The following is a 24564-nucleotide window of genomic DNA, read 5'->3' as shown; positions in this document are numbered from 1 at the left end:
GCACCGTGATTACCCCTCTGACAACCACGCTCTACACCGCCCGTACTCACACCAGCGGCGGCCGCGACGGCCGCGGTCGCTCCAGTGATGGTGCGCTGGACCTGCCGCTGAGTCCGCCCGGCTCCGGACGTCCAGGCACCAACCCCGAGCAATTGTTTGCCATCGGCTGGTCGGCCTGCTTCATCGGCGCATTGCGTCGTGCGGGGCAGAAGTTCGACATCCGCCTGCCCGAGGGCGTGGCGGTGGAGGCTGATGTGTCGCTGGGCAATACCGCCGATGGCGGCTTTGCCCTGGCCGCTCAGTTGACGGTGCACTTGCCCGGGCTTGCCCAGGAGGACAAGCAGAAGATGGTGGCCGAGGCGCACCAGATCTGCCCGTACTCCAAGGCGACGCGGGGCAATATCGAAGTGGGTTTCGTGATTGTGTGAGGTGGGCGGCGCCCGTCAGGTTCGTACCACTGCCGGCACCACCCGCACGTAGATCAGTTCGCTTACCAGCTCTACCAGTGTCTGGGTAATCACCGCCGCTGCCGCCAGCACCCGCAAGTCTTCCGGCAAGGCCAGCGCCAGCGGCAGTACCACCAGCGAATTGCGGGTCGCGGCGCTGAACGTCACCGCTCGTGCTTCGCGCGCCTGCAGTCGCAACAGCCGCGCCGAGAGCAGCCCCAGCAGCGGTGCCAGCAGCGCGAACCCGACATACACCGGAATTACCGGCAACAGGCGCTGGAAGTCGCCCAGCACCACGGCGATCTGCGAGCCGATCACGGCAATCAGCACCAGGGCCATGGCCGGCACCGGCATCCACGCCCAGGCGTCGTTCCAGCGAGCGATGGCCTGCGAGCGGCGTGCGCCGGCGCTGGTGAGTACGGCCAGCAGCATCGGCAGGGCAATCAGCAGCACGAAGGCTTCCACGAACGGCTCGATGGAAAGTGCCACGGGGTTGTGCGTGCCGAGCATCAGGGCCAGGTACAGCGGCAGCAGCGCCAGTTGCACCAGCAACAGCACTGGCGTGGCGGCGAGGATCAGGCGCGAGTCACCTTTGCCGATGTGGGTGAACACCACCACATAGTCGATGCAGGGCGTGAGCAGCACCAGCAGTGCACCGATCAGGATCGCCGGATGCTCAACCAGTCCGCGCGTGGCCGCCCACACCAGCATCGGTACCAGCACGAAGTTGGCAAGCAACAGCGCGCCCATGAAGCGGCGGTGGCCCAGCCCCTGACGCAGGTCGAGAAAGGGGATCTGCAGGAACATCGCGTACATCAGCACGGCAATCGCCGGGGTCACCAGCGCTTGCAGGTGGCTGGCGGTGTCGGGGGCGAGCAGGCCTGCGGCGATGGCCAGGACCACGGCAGCGAAGTAGAGGGGGATCTGGTGGGTTTCAAGTTGCTCTCGGGTCACGCGGCGGTCCTGTGGGCGAGTATGGGGCGATGGCCGCTCAGGATAGAGGCTGTCGGGCCCCCTGTGCCAGGGCTTGCCGGGTCGCGCCTACAGGTCCGCGATCTCGGGTTGTGGGCGCTTGGCACGCGCTGCGGGTTGCACTGGGGTGGGCTCGGCGAACCAGCGCGGCCAGGAGCTTTGCTGGCGCCCACTGACCTCGACGCAGGGGATCAGCTTTTCGCTGAGCACGTGCGTCTGCCCGACCGACACCGCCGTGCGGTATTTGCGGCTGTGGATGCATTCGCGGTCGCCGAACTCGCAGCGGTTCAGTTGCGTGCCGCCGCAGGGCCCGTTGGCCAGGCCCTTGGGGCAGGTTTCCGGGCAGATGTACAAGGTGTCTTCGAGCCGGCATTGCCCGCAGGTGTCGCAACCGACCAACGGCCGCTTGAGGCTGCGCTCCACGCCGTGCAGCACCCGCGCCGCTGCCGGTGTCGACCACAGCGCGCGGCGCACGCTCCAGCCGAATGCCTGGCTCAACAGCGTTTCGCGGCTGAACAACTGGTGGTGCATGGCCGACAGCAAGTGGTAGCGAGCCTTTTCCGTAAACGACGCCTGGACCTGGCGCTGGCCCTGCTGCCAGTGATACCCGGGCGGGTGGAAAGTGACCGGTGCCACGTCGGGCATCTGCCAGGCGGCGTCCCAGGCGCTGCGCCATTGCTCGAGGCTGTTGATGCGTGGCAGCCAGTCTTCCAGGGCTTGTTCCAGTTCGAGAAACTGTTCGAGTTCGTGCACGCCGGAGAGGTTGATCCCGGCGTAACCCAGCAGGCGCAGGCCGATGATCTGCAGGGCCAGGCGCTCGGTGGCACGCTGCCGGGCGTGGGCTTTGGACACCGCTGCCTCGGCGGCGAGCAGCGCGCGCATCGCGGGGCTTACGGTGACACCCGCCACATGCTCGAGCATCCCGGCGCGGCCATCGGTCAGCCCCATGATGCAGGCGAGCAGGGGCCGAGGCGTGGGCTGGCGCTGCATCCAGTGCATGGCCTCGCGGTATTTCTGGAAGTCGAAGCCCAGTTGCAGGATGAAGAAGTCGACGCCGGCGGCGAGCTTCTTTTCGGCCTTGAAGTACTGCGCGCCGCCTTCTTCCTCGCGGTATTTGAACGGGTTCAGTGCTGCACCGAGCAGCCAGTCGGGGCGCGCCTGGCGCACGATCTGCAGGGCTGCGACGGATTCGAGGTAACGCACCGGACGCTGGCCCGGCATGTGGCCGGGCAGGCGGTCGCCGGTCAGCAACAGGAGCTGGTCCAGGCCAGCGGCGTCCATGCGCGGCAACTGGGCGAGCAGGTCCTGGCGCTCGCGGTCCTTGCCGGAGAAATGCAGCAGGGTCGGGACCGGTGTATCGAAGCTGCGGCAGGCGTCGAGCGGCGACATGTCGAGCGCACTGCCGACCCGGTCGGCGATGGACACCGCCAGTGGCCAACCACACAACTGCGCACGCGCCATGATGCTCTCCAGCGCCGCGAAGCGCTGGGCAGAAGGCTTGGGGACGAACTCCATGATGCAGACGAAGGATTGGTCGTTCAGGGCTTGTCTGAGCAGGCTCATGGTGGGTACCGGGTGCGGGCAGGATGGCAGTGTGGCTGGATTGGGGCGCAGTGGGTTGTCTGCAAGCGTACGGCATTGATCTGAAACAGACACGCGGCGCGGTTTACATCTGGATACAAGCCGGGCTTTGTCATCGAGCTGGTGGGCTGCTTGGATGCTGCGCTCTGTGGAGCGAATCTGGTTTTGGCGGGGACCTTTTCGCGGGCAAGCCCGCTCCTACAGGCCCCGCGGCCCTGAAGACTGTGGAGTACCTGTGGGAGCGGGCTTGCCCGCGAAAAGGTCACCGCTGTCCTGGCCTCTTTCCCCAAACCTCGATAAATGGAGTTATTGATGAAAACCCTGGTAATCGGCGCCAGCAAAGGGCTGGGCAAGGCTTTGATGCAAGGCCTGGGCAACCCCGGTGACACCCTGATCGGCGTCGCCCGCGCCATCCCCCCGCATGTCCCCATCGTCGCTGGTATCGACACCCGCTGGATCGAAGCCGACCTCGCTCACCCCGCAGCCGCCGTCGCCACCATCACCGAGGCGGTGGCTGATCAAGGCATCGACACCCTGATCTACAACCTGGGCATCTGGGAGCCCCTGGCCTTTGACCCCGCCTACGATTTTCTCGACGACCAGGACGCTCAGATTGAAACCATGATCGGTTGCAACATCACCGCGACCATCCTGCTGATCAAACGTCTGCTGCCTCTGTTGCTGCAAAGCCAGCACCCACGCATCCTGCTGACGGGCTCGACTTCGGGCCTGCCGCGCAGCGGACGCCCGGAGGTGACGTTCGGTGCCAGCAAATTCGCCCTGCAAGGCATCGCCGACGCCCTGCGTGAGGGCTACCGCGATCGGCGTCTTGGGGTGACCTGCCTGAACCTGGGCTATCTCAATACCGAGGATGGCCTGGAGGTGCCGGTTGCAGACGCTGCGCAGCGTGGCGAAGGGGCACTGATACCGGTGCACGATGTGGTGCAGGTGGTCAGGATGGTCCTGTCACTGTCGCCGGCCAGCTTTGTCAGGGAGCTGAGCTTGCCGGCGATTCTGGATGACAGATTCTGAGATTAGCGGTGAGTGCTTCGCGGGCTCGCCTGCGCAGAACTCACCACTGACTCATCGCTCGATCGTCAACGCGACACCTTGGCCACCACCGATGCACAGCGTCGCCAGGCCCTTCTTCGCATCGCGCTTGATCATCTCGTGCAGCAGGGTCACCAGCACCCGGCAACCCGAGGCGCCGATCGGGTGGCCAAGGGCGATGGCGCCGCCGTTGACGTTGACCTTCGCCGCATCCCACGCCAGCTCCTTGCCCACAGCCAGGGCCTGTGCAGCGAAGGCCTCGTTGGCCTCGATCAGGTCCAGGTCGGCCAGCTGCCAGCCAGCCTTCTGCAGGCAGCGCTGGGTCGCCGAGACCGGGCCGATGCCCATGATTGCCGGATCCACACCGGCACTGGCATAGCCGGTGATCTTGGCCAGCACTGGCAGGCCCAGGGCCTTGGCCTTGTCGACGCTCATCAGCAGCACGGCAGCGGCGCCGTCGTTGAGGCTCGAGGCGTTGCCAGCGGTGACGCTACCGTCTTTCTTGAAAGCTGCGCGCAGCTTGCCCAGCGATTCGGCGCTGGTGCCCGGGCGAGGTTGCTCGTCGGTGTCGAACACCAGCGCATCGCCTTTTTTCTGCGGGATGTGAATCGGGGTGATCTCATCCTTGAACCGACCGCCTTCGATAGCGGCCACCGCCTTGCGCTGGGACTCGGCGGCAAAGGCATCCTGCTGTTCGCGGGTGATGGCGTACTTGTCCACCAGGTTCTCGGCGGTGATGCCCATGTGGTAGTCGTTGAAGGCGTCCCACAGGCCGTCGGTGATCATGGTATCGACCAGTTGGCCGTGGCCCATGCGCTGGCCGGTGCGGGCCGACGGCAGCACGTACGGCGCCAGGCTCATGCTCTCCTGGCCGCCGGCGATCACCACCTCGGCGTCGCCGCAGCGGATCGCCTGGGCCGCCAGATGCAGGGCCTTGAGGCCCGAGCCGCAGACCTTGTTCAGGGTCAGCGCCGGCACCGCGTGGGGCAGGCCGGCCTTGACCGCGGCCTGGCGGGCGGGGTTCTGGCCGGCGCCTGCGGTCAGCACCTGGCCGAGGATCACCTCGTCGACTTGCGCAGGGTCGAGGCCGGTCTGCTCCAGCAGGCGCTTGATCACCGCAGCGCCGAGGTCGATGGCCGAGACATTGGCCAGGGAGCCCTGGAAACTGCCGATGGCAGTGCGGGTGGCGGCGACGATGGCGACTTCGTTCATTGTTGTTCTCCGGAAGGCGAAGTGGATCGCGACAGCATCACTGCCCGGGGCTCATTTGAGAAGTTTGTTTTTCTTTGTGATTGATCGGGTTTGCAAATGAATAGGGTGTCTGTGCCGGCCTCATCGCGGGGCAAGCCCGCTCCCACAGCCCCCGATGTATTCGGGGTGCAGCGACGTACTTGGGGGCGCGGGCTTGCCCCGCGATGAGGCCGGTACTCACACCGCTGGACAATGGCTGGTCACACAATGAATGCCGCCACCCCCTGCCGCGATGGCATCGATATCCAACTGCACCACGTCCCGATCCGGATACAACTCGGCCAACAACGCCCGGGCCTTTTCATCGGCTTCGCGATCACCGAACTGCGGAGCGATGACCGCGCCGTTGATCACGAAATAATTGATATACCCCGCCGCGAAATCCGGGTTGCCCCTGTTGAACGCGTTCTTGCGTGGATTCAGCGGCGGCGACACGGTGTGCACCTGCAACGCCCGACCCTCGGCATCGGTGGCTTGCTTGAGTATCTCCAGATGCCGCAGCGTCACGGCGTGGTCATACGAATCGGGGTCGGTATCGAGGTTGGCCAGCACCACGCCGGGGCGCACGAAGCGCGCATAGAAGTCCACATGCGCGTCGGTGATGTCCTTGCCCTTGATGCCCGGCAGCCAGATGATCTTGCGCAGGCCCAGGCGCGCCTTGAGTTCCTGCTCGACCTCGGCCTTGCTCCAGCCGGGGTTGCGGTTGGCGTTGATCCAGCTGCTCTCGGTCATGATGCCGGTGCCATGGCCATCGACCTCGATACCACCGCCTTCGCCAACCATCTCGCTGCGCTGGTAGGTCGCGTTCGCCCGCGTGGCCACCTGCCTGGCCAGCTTCGCGTCGTAGCGGTGCTGTTGCTTTCCGCCCCAGCCGTTGAAATTGAAATCCACCGCGCCCAGCTCGCCATCGTCGTCGACCACGAAGTTGGCGCCGATGTCCCGCATCCAGATGTCGTCCAGCTCGGTTTCGACATAGGTGACGTTGTGGCTGCCGCAGTGCTCTTGGGCAATGCCACGCTCGCTGGCGCGGCAGAACACCGTCACCGGCTGGTAGAGCGCAATGGCCCGGGCGATGCGCCCCAACGCAGCCTGCACGTCTTCGGTGAAGTCTTCCCAGATCGCGTCCTGGGCGCCGAAAGCCAGGTAGGCGCGCTGCTGCGGCTCGCCCTCGTCGGGCATGAACCAGCGGCCCGCCTCGCTGGCGCGGGCGCGGCTCAATGGCAGGCCGATGCTTGCGGCGGCGCCGAGGCCGGCGGCGATCGACAGGTGCTGAAGGAAGGTACGGCGGGTCGGCATGGGTCAGTCCTGGGCAGTCTTGAAACGGGTCCAGACACGCATGCGCGCACGCATGTCGGCCTGGGGAATATCCTTGCCCGGAATCAGCCGGGCATAGGTGGCGGCATCGAGGTAGATGTCAGGGTTGTCGCGCATGCGCGCGTCCACCAGCGGGCGGGCCTTGGCGCTGGCCGTGGGGTAGCCGGTGAAGGTGCTGATCGCGGCCATGTTTTCCGGGCGCATGACGAAGTTGATGAAACGATAGGCGTACTCCGGATGGCGTGCATCGGCGGGGATCGCCATGGCGTCCATCCACACCGTGGTGCCTTCGCGCGGCACGCGGTACTGGAAGTCGATGGCCTTGCCTGCGGCCTCGGCGGTGCGCTGGGCCTGGATCACGTCGCCGCTGTAGCCCAGCGACAGGCAGGCGTTCTCGTTGACCAGCTCGGTCACCGGCTGCGACTGCAGCTTGCGCACGTAGGGGCGGATGCCTTTGAGCAGCTCGCTGGCGGCCGCCAGGTCTTCGCGCTTGGCACTGCGCGGCTCGCGACCCAGGTAATGGAGCACCACGGCGAGCACTTCGTCGGGTGAGTCGATCATCGAGATGCCGCAGTCGGCGAACTTGGCCGCCAGCTCCGGTTTGAACAGCAGGTCGAGGCTGTCCAGCGGGGCGTCGGGCATGCGCTCGCGGATCTTCGCCGCGTTGAAGGTCAGGCCGATGGTGCCCCAGGTATAGGGCACCGTCGCCTGGCTGGCCTTGGGGTAGCGCGCGTGCAGGGCGCGCAGGCCGGGGTCGATGTCGTCCAGCGCGGTCAGTTGCTGGCGATCGAGCGGTTGCAGGCTGCCGGCGCGCATCAGGCGCTCGGCCACGGTATCGCCGGGAAATACCAGGTCGTAGCCGCTGCGCCCGGACATCAGCTTGGCCTCGAGCACCTCGCTGCTGTCCATGACGTCGTAGATCACCGGGATGCCGGTTTCGGCGGTGAAGCGCTTGAGGGTGTCCTCGGCAAAATAGTCGGCCCAGTTGTACAGGCGCAGGGCTTCCTGCTGCGCCTGGGCGACGGAGGCGCAGCAGGCCAGGGCGAGGGCGGCGAACAGTTGTGATGGACGGCGTGGCATGGCTCAGGCCCTCGTCGGTTGTGAGGTGCGGCCGTCGAGGGTCATCAACGGTGCGTACATTTCGGGACGGCGGTCGCGGTAGATGCCCCAGCTCAGGCGGTCTTCGCGCATGCGTGCCAGGTCCAGGTCGTGCAGCCACACGCCACTGCTGTCGCGATCGGCTTCGGCGAGCATCGCGCCCTTGTGGTCGCAGATGAACGAGGAGCCGTAGAAGCGCATCGACAGTTGCTCGTCACTGCGTGCCACTTCCTGGCCAATTCGGTTGGCGGCCACCACCGGCAGCAGGTTGGCTGCGGCATGGCCGCGCATCGCCATCTGCCAGTGGTCGCGTGAGTCCAGTTCGGCGGCGCCCGGCTCCGAGCCGATGGCGGTCGGGAACAACAGCACCTCGGCGCCCAGCAGCGCCAGGCAACGCGCGGTTTCCGGGAACCATTGGTCCCAGCAGATACCGATGCCCAGGCGGCCGAAGGCGGTGTCCCAGACCTTGAAGCCGGTGTCGCCGGGGCTGAAATATTCCTTTTCCTGGTAACCGATGGCGTTGGGGATGTGGGTCTTGCGGTAGACCCCGAGCAAACGGCCGTCGGCGTCGGCCACGGTCAGCGAATTGAAGAAGGCGTTGCCGGCGCGCTCGTACCAGCTCAGCGGCAGCACTACGCCCAGCTCTTTGGCCAGCGCGGCGAAGCGGCGCAGCAGCGGGCTGTCGTGGTAGTCCTGGGCCACCGCCTGGTGGCTGTGGCACTGCTCGATGCAGAAGTACGGCGTGGCGAACAGCTCCTGCAGCAGGATCACCTGCGCGCCCTGGGCGGCGGCCTGGCGCACCAGTTGCTCGGCGCGGTCGAGGTTGGCGGCAAGGTTCCAGTCGCAGCTCATCTGCGTGGTGGCGATGCGCAGCAGGCTCATGGGCGGTCCTCCGCTACAGGCCAGGCCGGCTGTTGCTGGGTGATGCAGTGAATGCCACCGCCACCGTGGGCGATGTGGTCGATACGCACCGGCACGATCTCGCGGTCGGGGAAGGCCTGGGCCAACTGACGAGCGGCGGGCTGGTCGGCGTCGATGCCATAGGCGGGCATGATCACTGCGCCGTTGGCCAGGTAGAAGTTGGTGTAGGAGGCGCAGAACACTTCGACGTCTTTATCCACTGCGGCGCTGGCCTCGAACAGGTCGAGCAGCTCGAAGCGCCGACCCTGGGCATCGCTGGCCAGTTCCAGGGCGCGACGGTTTTCCCGGGCGACGTCGGCGTAGACCGAGCCCTGTTCGTGGGTGGCATCGACCAGCAGCACGCCGGGCCGGGCGAAGGCGCAGACGCCGTCGACGTGGCCATCGGTCATGTCACCGGTGACGTACTGCGGGTCGCCGGGTAGCCAGATGGTCTTGCGGATGCCCAGCAGGCGGGCGAAGCACTCCTCGAAGTCAGCCTTGCTCAGGCCGGGGTTGCGGTTGGGGTTGAGCAGCACCGACTCGGTGGTGATCAGGGTACCTTCGCCGTCCACGTGAATGGCGCCGCCTTCGTTGCACAGCGGCGTGCTGAAGCCTTCCAGGCCCAGGTGGTCGAGGATGCGCCGACCGAGGCTGCGGTCCAGGCCGTGCTCGGACTTGCCACCCCAGGCGTTGAAGCGCCAGCTCAGGCCGGCCAGGCCGTGTTGCGGGTGAGTGATGAAGGTCGGCCCGCTGTCGCGGCACCAGCTGTCGTCCACGGCCAGTTCGATCAGCTCGATACCGGCGCCGCACAGGGCGCGGGCGCTGGCCATGGCGGACGGCGCGACGATCATCTTCACCGGCTCGAAACGGGCGATGGCGCTGGCGACCCGGGCGTAGTCACGCTGTACCTCGGCCAAGGTCACGCGCCAACCGGCCTCCCACAAGCCTTGGTTGTGCGGCCAGATCATCCAGGTGGCGGCGTGGCGGGCCCATTCGGCGGGCATGCGCCAGCCGCTGGCGATGGACAGGTCCATGGTTAGCTCCAATGTATTAGTGATTTTTATCAACGAAGCCCGCCGTCGCGGGTGTTGGGGTCCATGATATGGCTATGAAGCGGCGTGGACTAACGATAGATTTAGCGTATTCCTGATTAGAAAGGCTTATCGATAATGCTCAAGCACTGGCCGCCCCTCAATGCGCTGCGAGGCTTTGAAGCCGCTGCCCGCCTGGGCAGTTTTCACAAGGCCGCCGAGGCCCTGAACCTTACCCAGTCGGCGATCAGCCAGCAGATCCGCAGCCTGGAAAGCTACCTGGAGCAACCGCTGTTCCACCGGACCGGGCGCAGTGTCAGCCTCACCGATGCGGGCCATGACCTGCTCAGCACCGCGCAGGTCATGCTGCAACAACTGGCGGTAGGCATCCGCCGGCTGGACCAGTACCGCAAGCCCAACCAACTGGTGGTCAACACCACTCCGGCCTTCGCCCGGCACTGGCTGTTGCCGCGCCTGGCCGACTTCCATGCGCGCTGCCCGGAGGTAGACCTGTGGCTGTTCACCAGTTTCGAGGCGCCGGACATGAGCAGCCAGACCATCGACCTGGCGATCCGCGACGACCTTGGCCCGCAGGCCGAGTGCAGTTTCAGCGTATTGCATCAGGACCGTCTGTATCCCGCCTGTCATCCCGCCTTGCCCGAGACCGGGCGCACCACCTTGCATGGCGAACGGGAAATGGACTGGAGCCACTGGCAACTGGAGGGCGGCGAAGCGGTGGGGCAGCAGGGCAAGGGGCTGAATTTTTCCGATCCGGGGCTGCTGCTGGATGCGGCGGGAGAGGGGCTGGGGATTGCGTTGGTCAGCCAGTTACTGGCCCAGCGGCTGGTCGACGAAGGGCGCTTGCAAGCGTTGTCGGCGCAGCGCGTGCGCGGCCCGGCGTGGAGCTGCCTGGTGCACCGCGATAGCCAGGACGATCCGCTGGCGCGGCAGTTTCTGGCGTGGTTGCGCGCAGCCTTGGGCTCCGACTGAGTAGCTGATTCTTGTGGGGGCGGCGGTTCGGCGCCCCGACTTGCCCGCGAAAAGCACACCGCGGTGCCTGGCACGGGCTACGCCCGTGTTCGCGGGCAAGCCCGCTCCTACAAGAAGCGAGTCGCTTTCGGATTCGGGTTTTGCTCGGGCCCTTGACCCCGTAATATGTGTCGGATCACTTGCGGGGGTAGTCTCACCCTCTGATCAATCGGAATCGCCCCTGCGGCGTTTCCCCAGCATAAACCTGACGAGGTACAGACATTGGCCATCATTCATCCCAAGGTACGCGGTTTCATCTGCACCACGACTCACCCGAAGGGCTGCGAGCTCAACGTCCGTGACCAGATCGAAGCCACCCGCAAGCTGGGCGTGCGCGAGGATGGTCCGAAGAAAGTCCTGGTGATCGGCGCCTCCAGCGGCTACGGCCTGGCAGCACGCATCACCGCCGCCTTCGGCTTCAAGGCCGACACCCTGGGCGTGTTCTTCGAGAAGCCGGGCACCGAGACCAAGGCCGGCACTGCAGGCTGGTACAACGCCGCCGCCTTCGACAAGTTCGCCAAGGCCGAGGGTCTGTACAGCAAGTCGATCAACGGTGACGCCTTCTCCGACGAAGCCCGCGCCAAGGTGATCGAGCTGATCAAGAACGAGATGGGTGGCAAGGTCGACCTGGTCATCTACTCCCTGGCCTCGCCCGTACGCAAGCTGCCGCAGACCGGCGAGCTGATCCGCTCGGCGCTCAAGCCGATCGGCCAGCCGTACAAGTCGACCGCCATCGACACCAACAAGGACACCATCATCGAGGCCAGCATCGAGCCGGCCACCGAGCAGGAAATCGCCGACACCGTCACCGTCATGGGTGGCCAGGACTGGCAGCTGTGGATCGACGCCCTGGCCGGCGCCGACGTGCTCGCCGAAGGCGCGCGCACCGTGGCCTTCAGCTACATCGGCACCGAAATCACCTGGCCGATCTACTGGCACGGCGCCCTGGGCCAGGCCAAGCAGGACCTGGACGAAACCGCCCTGCGCCTGGACAAGAAGCTGGCCGATGAAGTGAAGGGCGGCGCCAACGTCGCCGTGCTCAAGTCGGTGGTCACCCAGGCCAGCTCGGCCATTCCGGTGATGCCGCTGTACCTGTCGATGGTCTTCAAGATCATGCAGGAGAAGGGCGTTCACGAAGGCACCCAGGACCAGCTGGACCGTATGTTCCGCGACCGCATGTACCGCGCCGATGGTGCTCCGGCCGAAGTGGACGAAAAGGCTCGCCTGCGTCTGGATGACTGGGAACTGCGCGACGACGTGCAGGACGCCTGCAAGGCCATGTGGCCCAAGGTCACCACCGAGAACCTGTTCGAACTGACCGACTACGCCGGTTACAAGAAGCAGTTCCTCAACCTGTTCGGTTTCGAGCGCGCTGACGTCAACTACGACGAAGACGTGGCCACCGACGTACGGTTCGACTGCGTCGAGCTGTAAGCAAGCCCTTGACCGCGCAGCCGTTTGTCCCGGTTGCGCGGTTCCCTCCGTGGGCTTGTTAACATTCTGCAACAAATCCTCAGCTGGCCCTTTGCTATGGCCGCTTTCTCCCTGATCTATACAGCAGCTATTGGTCCGGCAATCTCGCCTGGGCCGGGGAGGCAGCATGCGCGCATTGCAAAAACTACAAGAACGGATCCGCCAGAAGGGTCTCAAGCGTACTTTCAAGACCCTGGTCGAACGCTACGTATTCTTCCATTGGGAATTGCTGTGGATGGAACGCGACCTGGTCACTCCCGTGCCGCCTCACAAACTCAAGGAACATCCGCCGGTCACCCTGGTGGAAATCACCACCGCCAATGCCGACGCCTTTGCGCGCTATTTCGGCGATCGCGTGGAAACCATGCGCGAACTGGCCGCTGATGGCCATACCGGGCACATGTACCTGGACGAGCACGGTGACGCGGTAGCCTTCATCTGGGCGAGCGTGGTCGACTACCACGACAAGCACTATTACGGCTGCACCTTCCCGGTGAAGCCTGGCGAGTTCTTCGAGTTCGGCGGCGAGATGACCCGGCGCTACTTTGGCAGCGAGTTGTCGGTCACCGCTCAGGTCGAGCTGTGGAACGCCATGCATGCCAAGGGCTGCCGCAAGGTGGTGGATGTGGTGGAGACCCACAACGTGCCGGCCATGAAGCTGCACCTGCGCATGGGCTATCACGAGCAGGGGCGGGTGATGCATGTGTATGGCCTGTTCGGGCGCTGGAAGCTGTTCCGCGAAACGCGTTATGAAGGTTCGCGGCTGGAGGTGCTGCGCAAGCCTGGAGTGGCGCGGGCGTTGCCGACCACCTGAGGCCGGTACAGCCAGCGAAAAATTTGCTAGCGTGGGCGGATGACAAAAAACGCCGCCCGCCTCCCGGCGCGACGGCGCAGGGAGCCCACCATGAGCAGCCTGACCCAACCTGCGACTGCCTTTCGCCATGAAGCCGCCGACGGCTACAGCCTCGGCGGTTTCCAGTGGCGCCACGCCGAGCCCGATCCCCAGCGCCCGCTGGTGATCATCAACGCGGCCACCTCGGTGCGCTGCCGCTACTACGCCCGCTTTGCCGACTACCTGTTCGCCCACGGCTTCGATGTGCTGAGCTACGACTACCGGGGTATCGGCGAGTCCCGCCCGGCATCGTTGCGCGGTTTCCAGGCGTCGTGGAGCGACTGGGGCTGCCTGGACTTCGAGGCCATCCTGCAGCGCGCCGCCAGCGAATTCCCCGGGCAGCCGGTGAATGTGGTGGGTCACAGCTTCGGTGGCTGGGCAACCGGCCTGGCGCCCTCGGCCGGGCAGGTGCGGCGGCTGGTGATGGTCGGGGCACAATTTGCCTACTGGCGTGACTATGCGGCCGAAGGGCGCTGGCGGATGGTGGGCAAGTGGCATGTGGTGATGCCATTGCTGACCCGGCTACTGGGCTATTTCCCCGGCAAGCGCCTGGGTTGGATGGAGGACACCCCGGCCGGGGTGGTGCGTGACTGGAGCACGCCGGCACCGCGCTATGAACATCGGCCCAGTGGACGGCTGCTGCAGGCGCGGCCCTTCGCCCAGGTTCAGGCTGCGGCCCTGGCGGTGAGCCTGAGCGACGATCCCTTCGGCACCGTGGCGGCGACGGAGCGGTTGCTGGGCTATCTGGACCATGCCCAACCTCGCCATCTGCGCATATCGCCTGTTGATATCGGCGAGCAGGAGGTCGGGCATTTTGCGTTTTTCCATGATCGCTTTCGGGCGAGCCTGTGGCCGATAGCGCTGGAGTGGTTGCGTGATGGTGTGCTGTCGGAGGGGATGCCGGGGCAACGCCTGAGCTGATCGGGCTCAGATCACATGCCCGTACAACACCGCCAGCAGACCTGCCAGGGCGCAGGCAATCAGCACTTCCAGCATACTCCTGCGCAACACCAGTAGCCCCACCGCCGCTAGCAGCGCGATCCCCAGCGCCAGCCCGTCGATCCCGGCAGCGAACCCATGCGGCCAGAACACGTGATAGGCGAAGAACAGCGCGAGGTTCAGGATCACCCCCACCACGGCGGCGCTGATCGCCGTCAGCGGCGCAGTGAAGTGCAATTGCCTGCGTGTGCGCTCCACCAGGGGGGCACCGATCAGGATGAACAGGAACGAGGGCAGGAAGGTGAACCAGGTGACCAGGCATGCCGCCAAGGCTCCAGCCAGGAATGCCTGGTCGGCACCGAACTGTGCCTGCACGTAGCCGCCGACGAAGCCGACGAACGCCACCAGCATTATCAGCGGGCCGGGTGTGCTTTCGCCTAATGCCAGGCCGTCGATCATCTGTGTGGGCGTCAGCCAGCCGTAATGATCGACAGCCCCCTGATACACGTAGGGCAGCACCGCGTAGGCTCCGCCGAAGGTGAGCAGTGCTGCCTTGGTGAAGAACCATGCCATTTGAGTGAAGCTGCCTTGCCAGCCGAACAGCAGCGTCAGTGCGGCCATCGGCAGGCACCACAGCGCTGCACCGCAGGCCAGCAGCCCGAACAGGCGCGGCCAGTGCAGGCGGGTATGGGCTGGCTGGGCCAGTGGGGCTTCGTCGTTGGGGGTTTCAGTGTTGGCACGAGTGGTCTGAAACAGCTGCGGCCGCCAGCGTCCGCCGAGATAGCCGACCAGCCCCGCGCCCAGCACGATCAGCGGAAACGGCAGGCCCAGCCCGAACAGGGCGACGAAGGCTGCCAGCGTGATGCCCCACAATGCCGCGTTGTGCAGCACCCGGGAGCCGATGCGCCAGGTCGCCTGCACGACAATGGCGGTGATCGCGGGCTTGAGGCCATAGAACAGGCCGACGACCAGAGGTTGCTGCCCCTGGGTGATATAGACCCAGGACAGGCCGATCAGAATGAACAGCGAAGGCAGGATGAACAGTGTCCCGGCAATGATCCCGCCCCAGGTGCGGTGCATCAGCCAGCCAAGGTAGGTGGCCAGTTGCTGGGCCTCGGGGCCTGGCAGCAGCATGCAGTAGTTCAGGGCGTGGAGAAACCGCGACTCGCTGAGCCAGCGGCGGCGTTCGACGATTTCGCGGTGCATCAGGGCGATCTGCCCGGCCGGGCCGCCGAATCCGATGAAACCGAGTTTGAGCCAGAACAGCATGGCCTGACGGAAGGGGATGCTAGGCGCTGGAGGCATTCGGGCAAGTCCTTCGGGCAACAAAAGGGCGGTCGGCGAAATCATGCTGGGCGCTGCTTTGCAGTACAAGGCCGCGCCGGCATCGTCTAGCTGCCGGAGCGGCCCTGGCGTCGTGAAGCGGGCGAAAACCAGTCGAGCGAACGCTCGCCGACCCCGGCGGCCGCTTCGCGAGCAGCCTTGCCTCAGGCGTTGCGGGTCAGCGGCTGCCCTGCGAACTGCACGCCAGCCAGCCCGTGCTTGATCAGCGCGCGAATGTTGCCATGGTCGCTGCCCTCGGGGGTGGCGAGCACGCTGCGGTAGTGTTCGCCAAAGGCCAGCAGCGCTTCCTCATCGCTCAGCCCTTCCAGCAGGGCCAGGCCCAGGGTCTTGCACGAACCTTCGTTTTGCCCGGCTGCGTTTTCCACGCCGCCGTTGTTGAAGGCTTGGGGCTGGTAGCTGTAGTTGGCGGCGATGAAGCCCAGGGTGTCGGCAAAAACGTGTTCGCCGCTGGCGAGGCTGTTGCGCAGGGAGTTCAGGTCAGTCACGGGGTTTTCCTTGTTCGAACGCCGCTTGCTGCTCGGCGCTGGCTTCTTTCTGGTATTGGGCTTTCCACTCGGCGTAGGGCATGCCGTACACCGCTTCGCGGGCGGCGTCCAGGCTCAGCTCGACCTGGCGCTCGTCAGCGGCGGCCTTGTACCACTTGGACAGGCAGTTGCGGCAGAAGCCGGAGAGGTTCATCAGGTCGATGTTCTGCACGTCGGTACGCTTTTGCAGGTGATCGACCAGGCGCCGGAACGCGGCGGCTTCGAGTTCGAGCTGTTGTTGCTCAGTCATGGGGCTTACCTCAGGTCATGCGGTTCTTCAGATGGCGGCCACCGTTGATGACCACCTGGCTGCCGGTGCTGTACTGGCTTTGCAGCAGGAACATCACCGCCTCGATCAGCGGCTGCGCACCCGGCTCGAATTCCAGCAGGGCCTTTTTCAGGGTCTGCCGGCGGTACTGTTCGTCGCCGCCTTCCTTCAGGATCAGCAGGCCCGGCAGGATACCGTTGACGCGCACCTTGGGCGCGTACTTTTCGGCGAACGACAGCACCATGTTCTGCAGCGCGGCCTTGGTTGCGGCATAGCCGATATGGCTCTTGCTGCCGCGCGAGGAGGTTTCGTCGCAGATGTGGATGATGTCGGCCTTCTCGACCTTGGCCAGGTGTTCGCCCAGCGCCAGGTTGAGGTGGTAGGGCGCCTCGACGTGCAGGCGGAACATGGTGTCGAGGCTCTGCAGGTCGTCGTCCAGCCACAGCGAGGCGTTGTGGATGATTGCGCGCAGGCCATCATAGTTGTGCTGCAGGTGTTCGATCAGCGCCAGGCGGTCGGCCTCGCGGGTGAGGTCGGCCTGGAACTGGATGATGTTTGGGTGTGCGGCCTGCGCATGAAGGCTGCGGCTGGCGCTGACCACCTGATGGCCGGCCTTGGCCAGCGCCAGGGCCAGGGCCAGCCCGACGCGCTGGCTGGCTCCGGTGATGAGGATAGGGCTGTTCATGTTCGGGGCAGTCTGTTCGTCTGTTCGTTCGTGCCCCAGCATACCCGAACTGCGCGGGCTTGCGAGCCCGCTCCTCAGCGGCTGCGCAACCCTTCGCGGCGCCGTGACGCCGGGCGTGCCGGGGGATTGAGCCAGCCGGCCAGCAGGCGGGTGGACAACGGAATGAACAGGTAAACCATCAGCGGCGTCAGCACCAGGGTGCTCAGCAGTACCCGGGGCAGCAGGTCCAGCGGTGCCAGCCAGTGGCCGAACAACAGGTTGAACAGCAGCGACACCGGGAAGAACGCGAGCCAGATGGCGGTAGCCTGCTTCCAGCGCGGCGGTTTATGCACCGTTTCGGTGCCGAACCAGGCGTCGATGCCGCTGAAGCGCCGCTCTTCGGGGCGCTCGAACAGGCCATCGCCACGCTGCAGCCAGGCGCGTCGCGAGGCGGAATGTTCCCAGGCGTGCAGGGTCCGTTCGTCGTTGAAGCGAAAGATGATCTGGAAGGCATCGCTGTCAGCGGGCGGCGCGAGGATGCCCGAGCCCAGGTAGCCGGGGAAGTCGGTGGCCAGTTGCTCGCCTTCATGGAGCCAGGCCAGCAGGTCCTGGTAGCGTCCATTGGCGGCGCGGCGCGACACCATCAGGGTGACGGGTGCGGTAGACATCGTGTATCTCCTTACGACGGGGCTGGCGGGTAGCCGGCCCCTTGGCCTGTGCCCGGGGTGGTGGGCGACGCAGGCGTGGATGCAAGAATCGGGCGCGGATTATCGCGTATATTTCGTGACCGGTCAGTGTTGTGACCGCAAGGTTGCGCTGACCCCTGGCCGATACCGGCGTAGAATGGCCGTCACATATCTACGAGACAGAGTTGTCACGCTCATGAAAGAGCCACAAGCGAGTGCCCTGATCGCACATGGGCTGGTGCATCAGGAGCTGTTTCCGATCCGCGAAGTGTCGCGCCTGACTGGCGTCAACCCGGTGACTCTGCGTGCCTGGGAGCGCCGCTATGGGCTGATCCAGCCGACCCGCACCGAGAGTGGCCATCGTCTGTATTCGCAGGCCGACATCGACGCCATCGACAGTATCCTGGGCTGGCTGCGCCGTGGCGTCGCGGTGAGCAAGGTCGGCAGTATCCTGGCGCGTAGCCAGGGTCCGGCGGAGGGGGCCTGGGCCGGAAGCACGGTCGGCGACCGCTCACGCTGGCAGGCCCAGGTGCGCGAGGCCGTGCGCCAGTTCGATGCCGCGCAGTTGGGGCGGTTGTTCGAGCAGGTGTTTGCCAGCCATGCGCTGGAGCAGGTCTTCGGTGAGGTGTTCATGCCGGTATGGCAGGCCCTGCGCGCCAGCCAGGCGGGGTATGGGCAGGCCAGCGAGTGGTTGTTCCTCGACCAGTTCCTGCGCGCGCGGGTGCTGTTGCGCCTGCAACTGGCACGTGAGCCCAAGAGCCGCCGGATACTTCTGTCGCCGTTGTCGGCAGAATGCCAGGAACTCGAGTTGCTGGTGGCGGGGCTGCTGCTGAGCAGTGACGAGGTGGCGGTCACGGTGCTGGCGCCGGGGCAGCCTGTCGAAGAGCTGCCGTTGGTCTGCGAGCGGTTGGCGCCGGATGCACTGGTGCTGTTCGACAACCATCGCCCGGCCAATGACCTGGACAAGCGCCTGGCACGCCTGGCGCAGCGGGTGAACTGCCCGCTGTTGCTGGCGGGCGAGACCGCCGAAATGGCTCAGGACAATCTAGAGGGCGGGCCGGTGGGCTGCCTGGGCGCCCACGCGGTGTCGATGAAACAGCGGTTGCGCCAGTTCCTCGCCGGTCAGATCGATACCTGAGCGTGCAACTCTGGGTGCGCCTTGCGGTGGGCCTGGAGAATGTACTCACGCAGGCGGTCGATTTCGTCGTCTGGGCTGTGGCTGAGGTCGTAGGCCGCCAGGTCCGGACCGATGCGGCGGCGCAGCCTGCCGTGCAGCCCGATCGGCTCGATGCCCGGTGGGGCGAAGAACAGCTCGAAGTGGCTGGGCGCCTGGGCCTGGCCGTTCACTTGCAGCAGTACCCCTTTGAACGAGATATCGCGCACCCACAGCTCGCTCTGGGTGCCGCGGGCGTCGACCAGTGCGGCCGGCTGATCCAGCGACAGGCGCCAGGGCCGCAGCATCGGGCCGTCTTCGTAGATTTCCGGTGAGCCCAGTTGCAGGTGCAGGGCGTGGAACTCGTCTTCTACCAGTTGCAGGGGAATGCTGATCTGCTGGTTGTTGAATTGCGCCTGCAGGGTGACCTGCTCGTTGGCCACCAGGCGGGTGAGCAGTTGCTGCAGACGACGGTCGCCATTGACCAGCAGGCTCGAGGTGGGGTCGGCCAGGTTCAATTGGGGCGTGTGCTGCATGTCCTGAATGAAATCCAGCTCATCCTGAGTAAGGAGGGCGTCTGCTTGCATGATCGGACTCGGGTCGGGCGTCGTCGGTGGGTTCTTCATTGCCATGGACTGTGCCCGGGGCATTTGGTTCAGGTCATTGGACGGATGGTTGCCCGGCCAGGCGTGTGTGTGCGTCGGCCAGCTCGCGTTCGAGTTCGACCTGACGGCTGACATCCTTCTGGATGCCGATGAAATAGGTGCGTTGATCAGCCTCGTTGTACACCGGGGTGATCGACAGTTCGTTCCAGAACCCACTGCCGTCCTTGCGGTAGTTGCGCAGTACCTCGCGACACGGCCGACCTTCGGCCAGGGCCTTGCGGATGCGGGCGCGGCTCAATTGGTCGCGATCGTCGCCCTGGAGGAAGCGGCAGTCCTGGTAAAGGATCTCGTCGCGCGCGTAACCGGTGAGGCGTTCGAAGGCCGCGTTCACGTAGATCAGGATGGTGTCGTCACCTTCCTGTTCGGCGACCACGATGCCGTCGTTCGACGCGTCGATCATGGCGTGTAGCAGTTGCGCGTTGATCATGTTCCTGGCCATGGGAGTCAAGTGGAGCGGCCTTTTGCCACTGTTGAATGGTAGTATCCTACGTTTTCACTCAGTTTCGGAATCCTCTCCTGATGAAAGTCGCCATTATTTCAGGCTCGGTCTATGGCACCGCCGAAGAAGTCGCCCGTCATGCCGAATCCTTGCTCAAGGCTGCCGGGTTCGACGCCTGGCATGCGGCGCGTGCCACCCTTGAGGATCTGCGCGGTTTTGCGCCGCAGGCGCTGCTGGCGGTGACATCGACCACCGGGATGGGTGAGCTGCCAGACAACCTCATGCCGCTGTACAGCACGATTCGCGATGTACTGCCGGGCGAGTGGCGCGGTTTGCCGGGCGCGGTGCTGGCCCTGGGCGACTCGAGCTATGGCGACACCTACTGCGGCGGGGGCGAGCAGATGCGTGAGCTGTTTGCCGAGCTCGGTGTGCGGGAAGTGCAGCCGATGCTGCGACTGGATGCCAGCGAGACCGTGACCCCGGAAACGGACGCAGAGCCCTGGCTGGCAGAGCTGGCGCAGCTGCTCAAGGCGTAAGCCGCGGGGGCTGCGCGATCTTCTCGCGAGCATGGTTTCTTTCAGGGAGGGTGAGTGGCGATTCGCCGCTCACCCTTCTTTACGCTCCTGCACCAACGCCAGCCACGCCTGCGCCGCTCGCGACAGGTACGCTCCGCGCCGCCAGATGAACGCGATGTCCCAGCGCAGGTGGCCAGGCTCCACCAGCGGCACTCTCACCACCCCATCACGTTCCAGCCCACGTGCCACCACGCTGGGCAGCAGTACCACGCCCTGTCCTGCGGCCACCAGCGCGGTGAGGAAATCCGCCTGGCCGCTGCGCCCGCCTTCTTTTGGGGTGAAACCTGCCTGCTCGCAGGCGCTGAGCAGTTTGTCGTTGAGCATGAAGCTGCGGTGATACAGCAGGAACGGCGTATCGGCCAGTTGGCGTAGGGTCACTCCGTCGCGTTCGGCCAAGGGATGGTTGTCTGGGAGCAATGCATCGAGCGGTTCGTTGCAGAACGGTTGGTAGTCGAAGGCCGGGTCGCTCGGGGTGACGCTGCCACCCAATTCGAGCTCGCCACTCCTGACTCCCTCTTCAACGATCCGGCTGCCGCCTTCGACCAGGTGCACGGTGATGTTCGGATAGCGCCGCCGGTATTCGGCGAACAGGCTGGCGAACAGGGCCTCGCCGCCGACCACCGGCAAACCCAGGCGCAGTTCGCCGCGGGCCATCTGGCTCAGGTCGTCGAGTTCGGTCAGCAACTCATGGCGCTGGCGCAGCAGGGCCTCGCCGCGTTCGAGCACGATGCGTCCGGCGGCGGTGAGATGCAGTTGCGAGCCCTGGCGCTCAAGCAGGGGTTGGCCGAGGTCTTCCTCGAGCTGGGCCACCTGCTTGCTCACCGCCGACTGGCTGATGTGCAGCGTGTGTGCGGCCTGGGTGAATCCCCCTCGATGAACCACTTCGATGAAGCTGCGCAGTTGCTTGAATTCCATTGCATGAATTCCAGATTGGAATGGATGGCAGTCTAACAATTCGCTTTTGGCCTTGGCAGCGGCTTTTTAAAATGGGCCCATCCCGAGGACACCCATTATGAAAGCCATCGTATCGAATGCCTTGCCCCGCCTGCTCGCCGAGCTGTGCGTGCTGTTTGTCCTGTATCTGGTTGGCGGCCAACTCGTCGCCTGGCTTGGCTGGCCGATCCCGGCCGGGGTCATGGGCATGGTGCTGTTGCTGGTGCTGTTTGCCGTGGGAGCCGTGAAACCGGGCACGTTGCAACGTGGCGCCGGTTGGTTGATGGCGCAGATGCTGCTGTTCTTCATCCCGGCGCTGATGAGCCTGCTCGACTACGGCAGCCTGATGCGCAGCGAGGGGTGGCGCATCCTGCTGGTGATCGCCTTGAGCACCTTGGTGGTGATGGTGGTCACGGCGCTCACGGTCGAACTGGTCTGCCGGTGGAGCCTGCGCCATGAAGCTTGAACCGATGTCGCTGTTCTGGCTTGCGCTGACGGTGGCGGCCTATCTGTTCAGCCGCTGGCTGTATGGGCGCACTGGCCGTTATCTGCTGTCGCCGCTGGTGCTGGTCCCGGCGCTGCTGCTGGCGGTGGCGGTTCCGCTGCATACCGCCTACGCCGAGTATGCCCGCAACACCCATTGGCTGATCGGCGTGCTGGGGCCGGTCACCGTGGCCTTCGCCGTGCCGATCTGGCAGCAGCGGGCGATGCTGGCGCGACATTGGCCGGCGCTGTTGCTGGGGATGCTGGCGGGCAGCCTGGCGTCGATCTCCAGTTCCTGGGGGCTGGCGCACCTGCTGGCGCTGGATGAGTCGGTCAGCCTGTCACTGGTGCCTCGCTCGATCACCACGCCGTTCGCCATGCCGCTGGCCCACGACCTGGGCGGTGTGCCCGAGCTGACCGCGGTGTTCGTGATGTTCACCGGTGTGCTGGGGGCTGTGTTCGGCGGCCTGCTGTTGCGGGTGTTGCCGCTGCGTACGTCACTGGCGCGCGGCGCACTGTTTGGAGTCGGTGCCCATGGCGCCGGGGTCAGCCGCGCCCATGAAGTGGGCGGGGAGGAGGGCTCGGTGGCGGGGCTGGTGATGGTGCTGACCGGCCTGCTCAACCTGTTCGCCGCGCCATTGCTCGCCTGCCTGCTATGACCGTTCGTGCCAGTGTCCTGCACGGTCATCAAGCTGGCTGCCAAGGTAAGTTCCGCCATTCAAGGCGCTGACTAGACTCAGCCTCGACATAGAGAGCACATGCAAGTGCCGAGGTGACATGCAATGAGCGCAGCCTTGCCCTATACCGTCAACACCTGATCAGCGGGACGATTCCGATGCCTTTGGCCGAAATTCCATTGTGCGTCTGGCGTACCCGGGGACAGAGTTTTTCCTTCCGGGGCCAGAGCATTCGTTACTGGACAGCAGGGCAAGGAGAGCCCTTGCTACTGTTACATGGCTTCCCTACCGCCAGCTGGGACTGGCACTACTTGTGGGCACCCTTGGCGCAGCGCTTTCGCGTGGTGGCCTGCGACATGCTCGGCTTCGGCGATTCGGCCAAGCCCGCCGACCACGAGTACAGCCTGATGGAGCAGGCCGATCTGCAACAGGCGCTGCTTGACCACCTGAGAATCGAACAGCCGGTGCACCTGCTGGCCCACGACTACGGTGGCAGCGTCGCCCAGGAGTTGCTCGCGCGCCATCACGAAGGGCGTGCCGACATCGCCAGTTGTGCGTTTCTCAACAGCGCGCTGTTCCCCGAGCTGTGTCCGTTGCTGCTGGTGCAGAAGCTGCTGCTCAGCCCGCTGGGCTGGCTGGTGGCGCGTTCGTTCGGGCGGGATGATCTGGTGCGCAATGTCAGCCAGGTCTACGGCCCTTGCACCCACCCCAGCGAGAGCGCGCTGGACGATTGCTGGAGCCTGATGGTGTCAAACCGCGGGACGCGCATCCTGCACAAGTTGATGGCCTATGTGCCGGAGCGTCAGACACAGCGACAACGCTGGATCGGTGCACTGCAGGCGGAGGGCGTGCCGTTGCGCCTGATCAATGGCGCGGTCGATCCGCTGTCGGGTGCGCACATGGTCGAGCGCTACCGGCAACTGGTGCCTGACCCCGATACCGTGGTGTTGCAGGGGATCGGCCACTATCCGCACACCGAAGCGCCGGTGCAGGTGCTGCGTCATTACCTGGCGTTTCGCGAGCAGCCGCTGAGCTATATACCGCAGCGGGTTGCCTGGTCCTGAGCGCAGCGATCATCGCCTTGTGTTATCGCCTGCCATTCAGCGTCACTGCGCTTGATTGTCCGCCGCCGATGGCTGGCGGACACTCCAGGTATCCCAATTCTTGCCTGGAGCCTTGAGCATGAGCGAGCCGGTAAATCTGCAAGACCGCGTAGTGATCGTCACGGGGGCGGGCGGTGGCTTGGGCCGCGCCCACGCACTGCTGTTCGCGGCCCGTGGTGCACGTGTAGTGGTCAACGACCTGGGCGGCTCGACCCATGGCGAAGGCGCCAGCGCATCGGCGGCCGACCGGGTGGTGGAGGAGATCCGCACCGCAGGCGGTACCGCGGTGGCCAACCATGATTCGGTGGCCGAGGGTGCGCGTATCGTCGAGCAGGCGCTGGACAGTTTCGGGCGGGTCGATGTGCTGGTGAACAACGCCGGCATCCTGCGCGACAAGACCTTCCACAAGATGGAGGACGCCGATTGGGACCAGGTCTACCGGGTCCATGTCGAGGGGGCCTACAAGGTGACCCGCGCCGCCTGGTCGCACCTGCGCGAGCAGAACTGGGGACGGGTGATCTTCACCGCCTCCACGTCCGGCATCTACGGCAATTTCGGCCAGGCCAACTATGGCATGGCCAAGCTCGGCCTCTATGGGCTGACCCGCACCCTGGCCATCGAGGGCCGCAAGCATGGGATTCTGGTCAACGCCATCGCGCCCACAGGGGGCACGCGCATGACAGAAGGCCTGATCCCGCCGCAGGTGTTCGAACGTCTCAAGCCTGAGCTGATCAGCCCGGTGGTGGTGTACCTGGGCAGCGAGCAGTGCCAGGACACGGGGCAGTTGTATGAAGTGGGCGGTGGCTGGGTCGGCAAGGTCCGATGGGAGCGAAGCCTTGGCGTTGGATTCGACCCCAATGGCGGGTTCACGCCGGAGCAGGTGGCCGAGCATTGGGCGCAGATCGGCGACTTCGAGGGGGCGACTCATCCGCAGGATACGTTGCAGGCTTTGCAGCAGATGATGGCGAATCTGCAGAAGCACCCGCTGGGATAGTGGGTTTCGAGCGCAAAAAAAGGCCGCTGCATCGGCAGCGGCCAATCGAGACGTCAGATCAAGGAGCTTCAAAATCAACG

Annotated in this window: 27 protein-coding genes; 12 read left to right on the top strand and 15 right to left on the bottom strand. The window is 65.3% G+C overall.

What is annotated here, in order from left to right; all coding sequences use genetic code 11:
- Positions 1-8 precede the first annotated feature (8 nt).
- The gene (locus APH44_RS15730) at positions 9-428 is read left to right on the top strand and encodes an organic hydroperoxide resistance protein (RefSeq protein WP_054893555.1); all 420 of its coding nucleotides are present in this window, start codon (positions 9-11) and stop codon (positions 426-428) included.
- A gap of 15 nt (positions 429-443) precedes the next feature.
- Here the strand turns inward: APH44_RS15730 and APH44_RS15725 are convergent, their stop codons facing one another.
- Positions 444-1400, bottom strand: coding sequence for an arsenic resistance protein (locus APH44_RS15725; RefSeq protein ID WP_054893539.1), 957 nt, complete (start codon positions 1398-1400; stop codon positions 444-446).
- An 87-nt stretch (positions 1401-1487) separates the two neighbouring features.
- Positions 1488-2981 carry a methylenetetrahydrofolate reductase C-terminal domain-containing protein gene (locus tag APH44_RS15720; protein ID WP_054893538.1) on the bottom strand — a complete coding sequence of 498 codons (1494 nt, stop codon included), beginning with the start codon at positions 2979-2981 and terminating at the stop codon, positions 1488-1490.
- A 330-nt stretch (positions 2982-3311) separates the two neighbouring features.
- Here APH44_RS15720 and APH44_RS15715 point away from each other — a divergent pair, with 330 nt between their 5' ends.
- Positions 3312-4031: an SDR family oxidoreductase gene (locus APH44_RS15715; RefSeq protein ID WP_054893537.1), complete on the top strand. Its 720-nt coding sequence runs from the start codon at positions 3312-3314 to the stop codon at positions 4029-4031.
- 51 nt (positions 4032-4082) lie between these two features.
- Here APH44_RS15715 and APH44_RS15710 read toward each other — a convergent pair whose 3' ends face one another.
- From APH44_RS15710 to APH44_RS15690, 5 genes are all read right to left on the bottom strand, one after another.
- On the bottom strand, positions 4083-5261 hold the full coding sequence (locus APH44_RS15710; protein WP_054893536.1) for an acetyl-CoA C-acetyltransferase: 1179 nt from the start codon (positions 5259-5261) through the stop codon (positions 4083-4085).
- Positions 5262-5477: 216 nt separating this feature from the next.
- Positions 5478-6596: an agmatine/peptidylarginine deiminase gene (locus APH44_RS15705; protein WP_054893535.1), complete on the bottom strand. Its 1119-nt coding sequence runs from the start codon at positions 6594-6596 to the stop codon at positions 5478-5480.
- Between the two features lie 3 nt (positions 6597-6599).
- Positions 6600-7694, bottom strand: coding sequence for an extracellular solute-binding protein (locus tag APH44_RS15700; protein ID WP_054893534.1), 1095 nt, complete (start codon positions 7692-7694; stop codon positions 6600-6602).
- Between the two features lie 3 nt (positions 7695-7697).
- Complete coding sequence (gene aguB / locus APH44_RS15695) at positions 7698-8594, bottom strand: N-carbamoylputrescine amidase (RefSeq protein WP_054893533.1); 897 nt, start codon at positions 8592-8594, stop codon at positions 7698-7700.
- On the bottom strand, positions 8591-9646 hold the full coding sequence (locus APH44_RS15690; protein WP_054893532.1) for an agmatine/peptidylarginine deiminase: 1056 nt from the start codon (positions 9644-9646) through the stop codon (positions 8591-8593). The genes aguB and APH44_RS15690 overlap by 4 nt, the downstream gene beginning before the upstream one ends.
- 135 nt (positions 9647-9781) lie before the next feature.
- Between APH44_RS15690 and APH44_RS15685 the strand changes: the two genes are divergently transcribed.
- From APH44_RS15685 to APH44_RS15670, 4 genes are all read left to right on the top strand, one after another.
- Entirely contained in the window at positions 9782-10633 is an 852-nt protein-coding gene (locus APH44_RS15685) for a LysR substrate-binding domain-containing protein (protein ID WP_054893531.1), read from the top strand.
- A 261-nt stretch (positions 10634-10894) separates the two neighbouring features.
- Positions 10895-12106 carry an enoyl-ACP reductase FabV gene (gene fabV, locus APH44_RS15680; protein WP_054893530.1) on the top strand — a complete coding sequence of 404 codons (1212 nt, stop codon included), beginning with the start codon at positions 10895-10897 and terminating at the stop codon, positions 12104-12106.
- 166 nt (positions 12107-12272) lie between these two features.
- Positions 12273-12959, top strand: a complete 687-nt coding sequence (locus APH44_RS15675; protein ID WP_054893529.1) for a hypothetical protein — start codon at positions 12273-12275, stop codon at positions 12957-12959.
- Positions 12960-13049: 90 nt separating this feature from the next.
- The gene (locus APH44_RS15670; RefSeq protein ID WP_054893528.1) at positions 13050-13958 is read left to right on the top strand and encodes an alpha/beta fold hydrolase; all 909 of its coding nucleotides are present in this window, start codon (positions 13050-13052) and stop codon (positions 13956-13958) included.
- Between the two features lie 6 nt (positions 13959-13964).
- Here APH44_RS15670 and chrA read toward each other — a convergent pair whose 3' ends face one another.
- The 5 genes from chrA to APH44_RS15645 form a co-directional block, all read right to left on the bottom strand.
- Positions 13965-15281 carry a chromate efflux transporter gene (gene chrA / locus APH44_RS15665; RefSeq protein ID WP_054893527.1) on the bottom strand — a complete coding sequence of 439 codons (1317 nt, stop codon included), beginning with the start codon at positions 15279-15281 and terminating at the stop codon, positions 13965-13967.
- 182 nt (positions 15282-15463) lie between these two features.
- Positions 15464-15805, bottom strand: a complete 342-nt coding sequence (locus APH44_RS15660) for a HopJ type III effector protein (RefSeq protein WP_054893526.1) — start codon at positions 15803-15805, stop codon at positions 15464-15466.
- A complete protein-coding gene (locus APH44_RS15655) occupies positions 15798-16094 on the bottom strand; it encodes a DUF1244 domain-containing protein (RefSeq protein ID WP_054893525.1) in 297 nt (98 codons plus the stop codon). The genes APH44_RS15660 and APH44_RS15655 overlap by 8 nt, the downstream gene beginning before the upstream one ends.
- Before the next feature lie 10 nt (positions 16095-16104).
- A complete protein-coding gene (folM, locus tag APH44_RS15650; RefSeq protein WP_371105600.1) occupies positions 16105-16797 on the bottom strand; it encodes a dihydromonapterin reductase in 693 nt (230 codons plus the stop codon).
- Between the two features lie 74 nt (positions 16798-16871).
- Positions 16872-17444 (bottom strand): hypothetical protein, encoded by a 573-nt coding sequence (locus APH44_RS15645; RefSeq protein WP_054893523.1) that lies wholly within the window; start codon positions 17442-17444, stop codon positions 16872-16874.
- 214 nt (positions 17445-17658) lie between these two features.
- Here APH44_RS15645 and APH44_RS15640 point away from each other — a divergent pair, with 214 nt between their 5' ends.
- On the top strand, positions 17659-18600 hold the full coding sequence (locus APH44_RS15640; protein WP_054893522.1) for a MerR family transcriptional regulator: 942 nt from the start codon (positions 17659-17661) through the stop codon (positions 18598-18600).
- Here the strand turns inward: APH44_RS15640 and APH44_RS15635 are convergent.
- Together APH44_RS15635 and APH44_RS15630 are read right to left on the bottom strand one after the other, a co-directional pair.
- Positions 18585-19202: a PilZ domain-containing protein gene (locus APH44_RS15635; RefSeq protein ID WP_054893521.1), complete on the bottom strand. Its 618-nt coding sequence runs from the start codon at positions 19200-19202 to the stop codon at positions 18585-18587. The two genes, APH44_RS15640 and APH44_RS15635, sit on opposite strands and share 16 nt — an antisense overlap.
- A gap of 73 nt (positions 19203-19275) precedes the next feature.
- Complete coding sequence (locus APH44_RS15630; RefSeq protein ID WP_054893520.1) at positions 19276-19707, bottom strand: PAS domain S-box protein; 432 nt, start codon at positions 19705-19707, stop codon at positions 19276-19278.
- A gap of 92 nt (positions 19708-19799) precedes the next feature.
- Here APH44_RS15630 and APH44_RS15625 point away from each other — a divergent pair, with 92 nt between their 5' ends.
- Positions 19800-20255: a flavodoxin gene (locus APH44_RS15625; protein WP_054893519.1), complete on the top strand. Its 456-nt coding sequence runs from the start codon at positions 19800-19802 to the stop codon at positions 20253-20255.
- Positions 20256-20324: 69 nt separating this feature from the next.
- On the opposite strand, the gene APH44_RS15620 is transcribed toward APH44_RS15625, so the two are convergent.
- A complete protein-coding gene (locus APH44_RS15620) occupies positions 20325-21209 on the bottom strand; it encodes a LysR family transcriptional regulator (protein WP_054893518.1) in 885 nt (294 codons plus the stop codon).
- A 97-nt stretch (positions 21210-21306) separates the two neighbouring features.
- Between APH44_RS15620 and APH44_RS15615 the strand changes: the two genes are divergently transcribed.
- The 4 genes from APH44_RS15615 (at position 21307) to APH44_RS15600 (ending at position 24484) form a co-directional block, all read left to right on the top strand.
- Complete coding sequence (locus APH44_RS15615) at positions 21307-21693, top strand: CidA/LrgA family protein (protein WP_054893517.1); 387 nt, start codon at positions 21307-21309, stop codon at positions 21691-21693.
- Positions 21683-22369, top strand: a complete 687-nt coding sequence (locus APH44_RS15610) for an LrgB family protein (RefSeq protein WP_054893516.1) — start codon at positions 21683-21685, stop codon at positions 22367-22369. The genes APH44_RS15615 and APH44_RS15610 overlap by 11 nt, the downstream gene beginning before the upstream one ends.
- Positions 22370-22545: 176 nt before the next feature.
- Positions 22546-23451: an alpha/beta fold hydrolase gene (locus APH44_RS15605; protein ID WP_054893515.1), complete on the top strand. Its 906-nt coding sequence runs from the start codon at positions 22546-22548 to the stop codon at positions 23449-23451.
- A gap of 118 nt (positions 23452-23569) precedes the next feature.
- On the top strand, positions 23570-24484 hold the full coding sequence (locus APH44_RS15600) for an SDR family oxidoreductase (RefSeq protein WP_054893514.1): 915 nt from the start codon (positions 23570-23572) through the stop codon (positions 24482-24484).
- Positions 24485-24564: the final 80 nt, after the last annotated feature.

Origin of the sequence: Pseudomonas sp. NBRC 111143, from assembly GCF_001320965.1 — a bacterium.
Taxonomy (GTDB): domain Bacteria; phylum Pseudomonadota; class Gammaproteobacteria; order Pseudomonadales; family Pseudomonadaceae; genus Aquipseudomonas; species Aquipseudomonas machongensis.
This window is presented reverse-complemented; position numbering and strand designations above follow the sequence as displayed.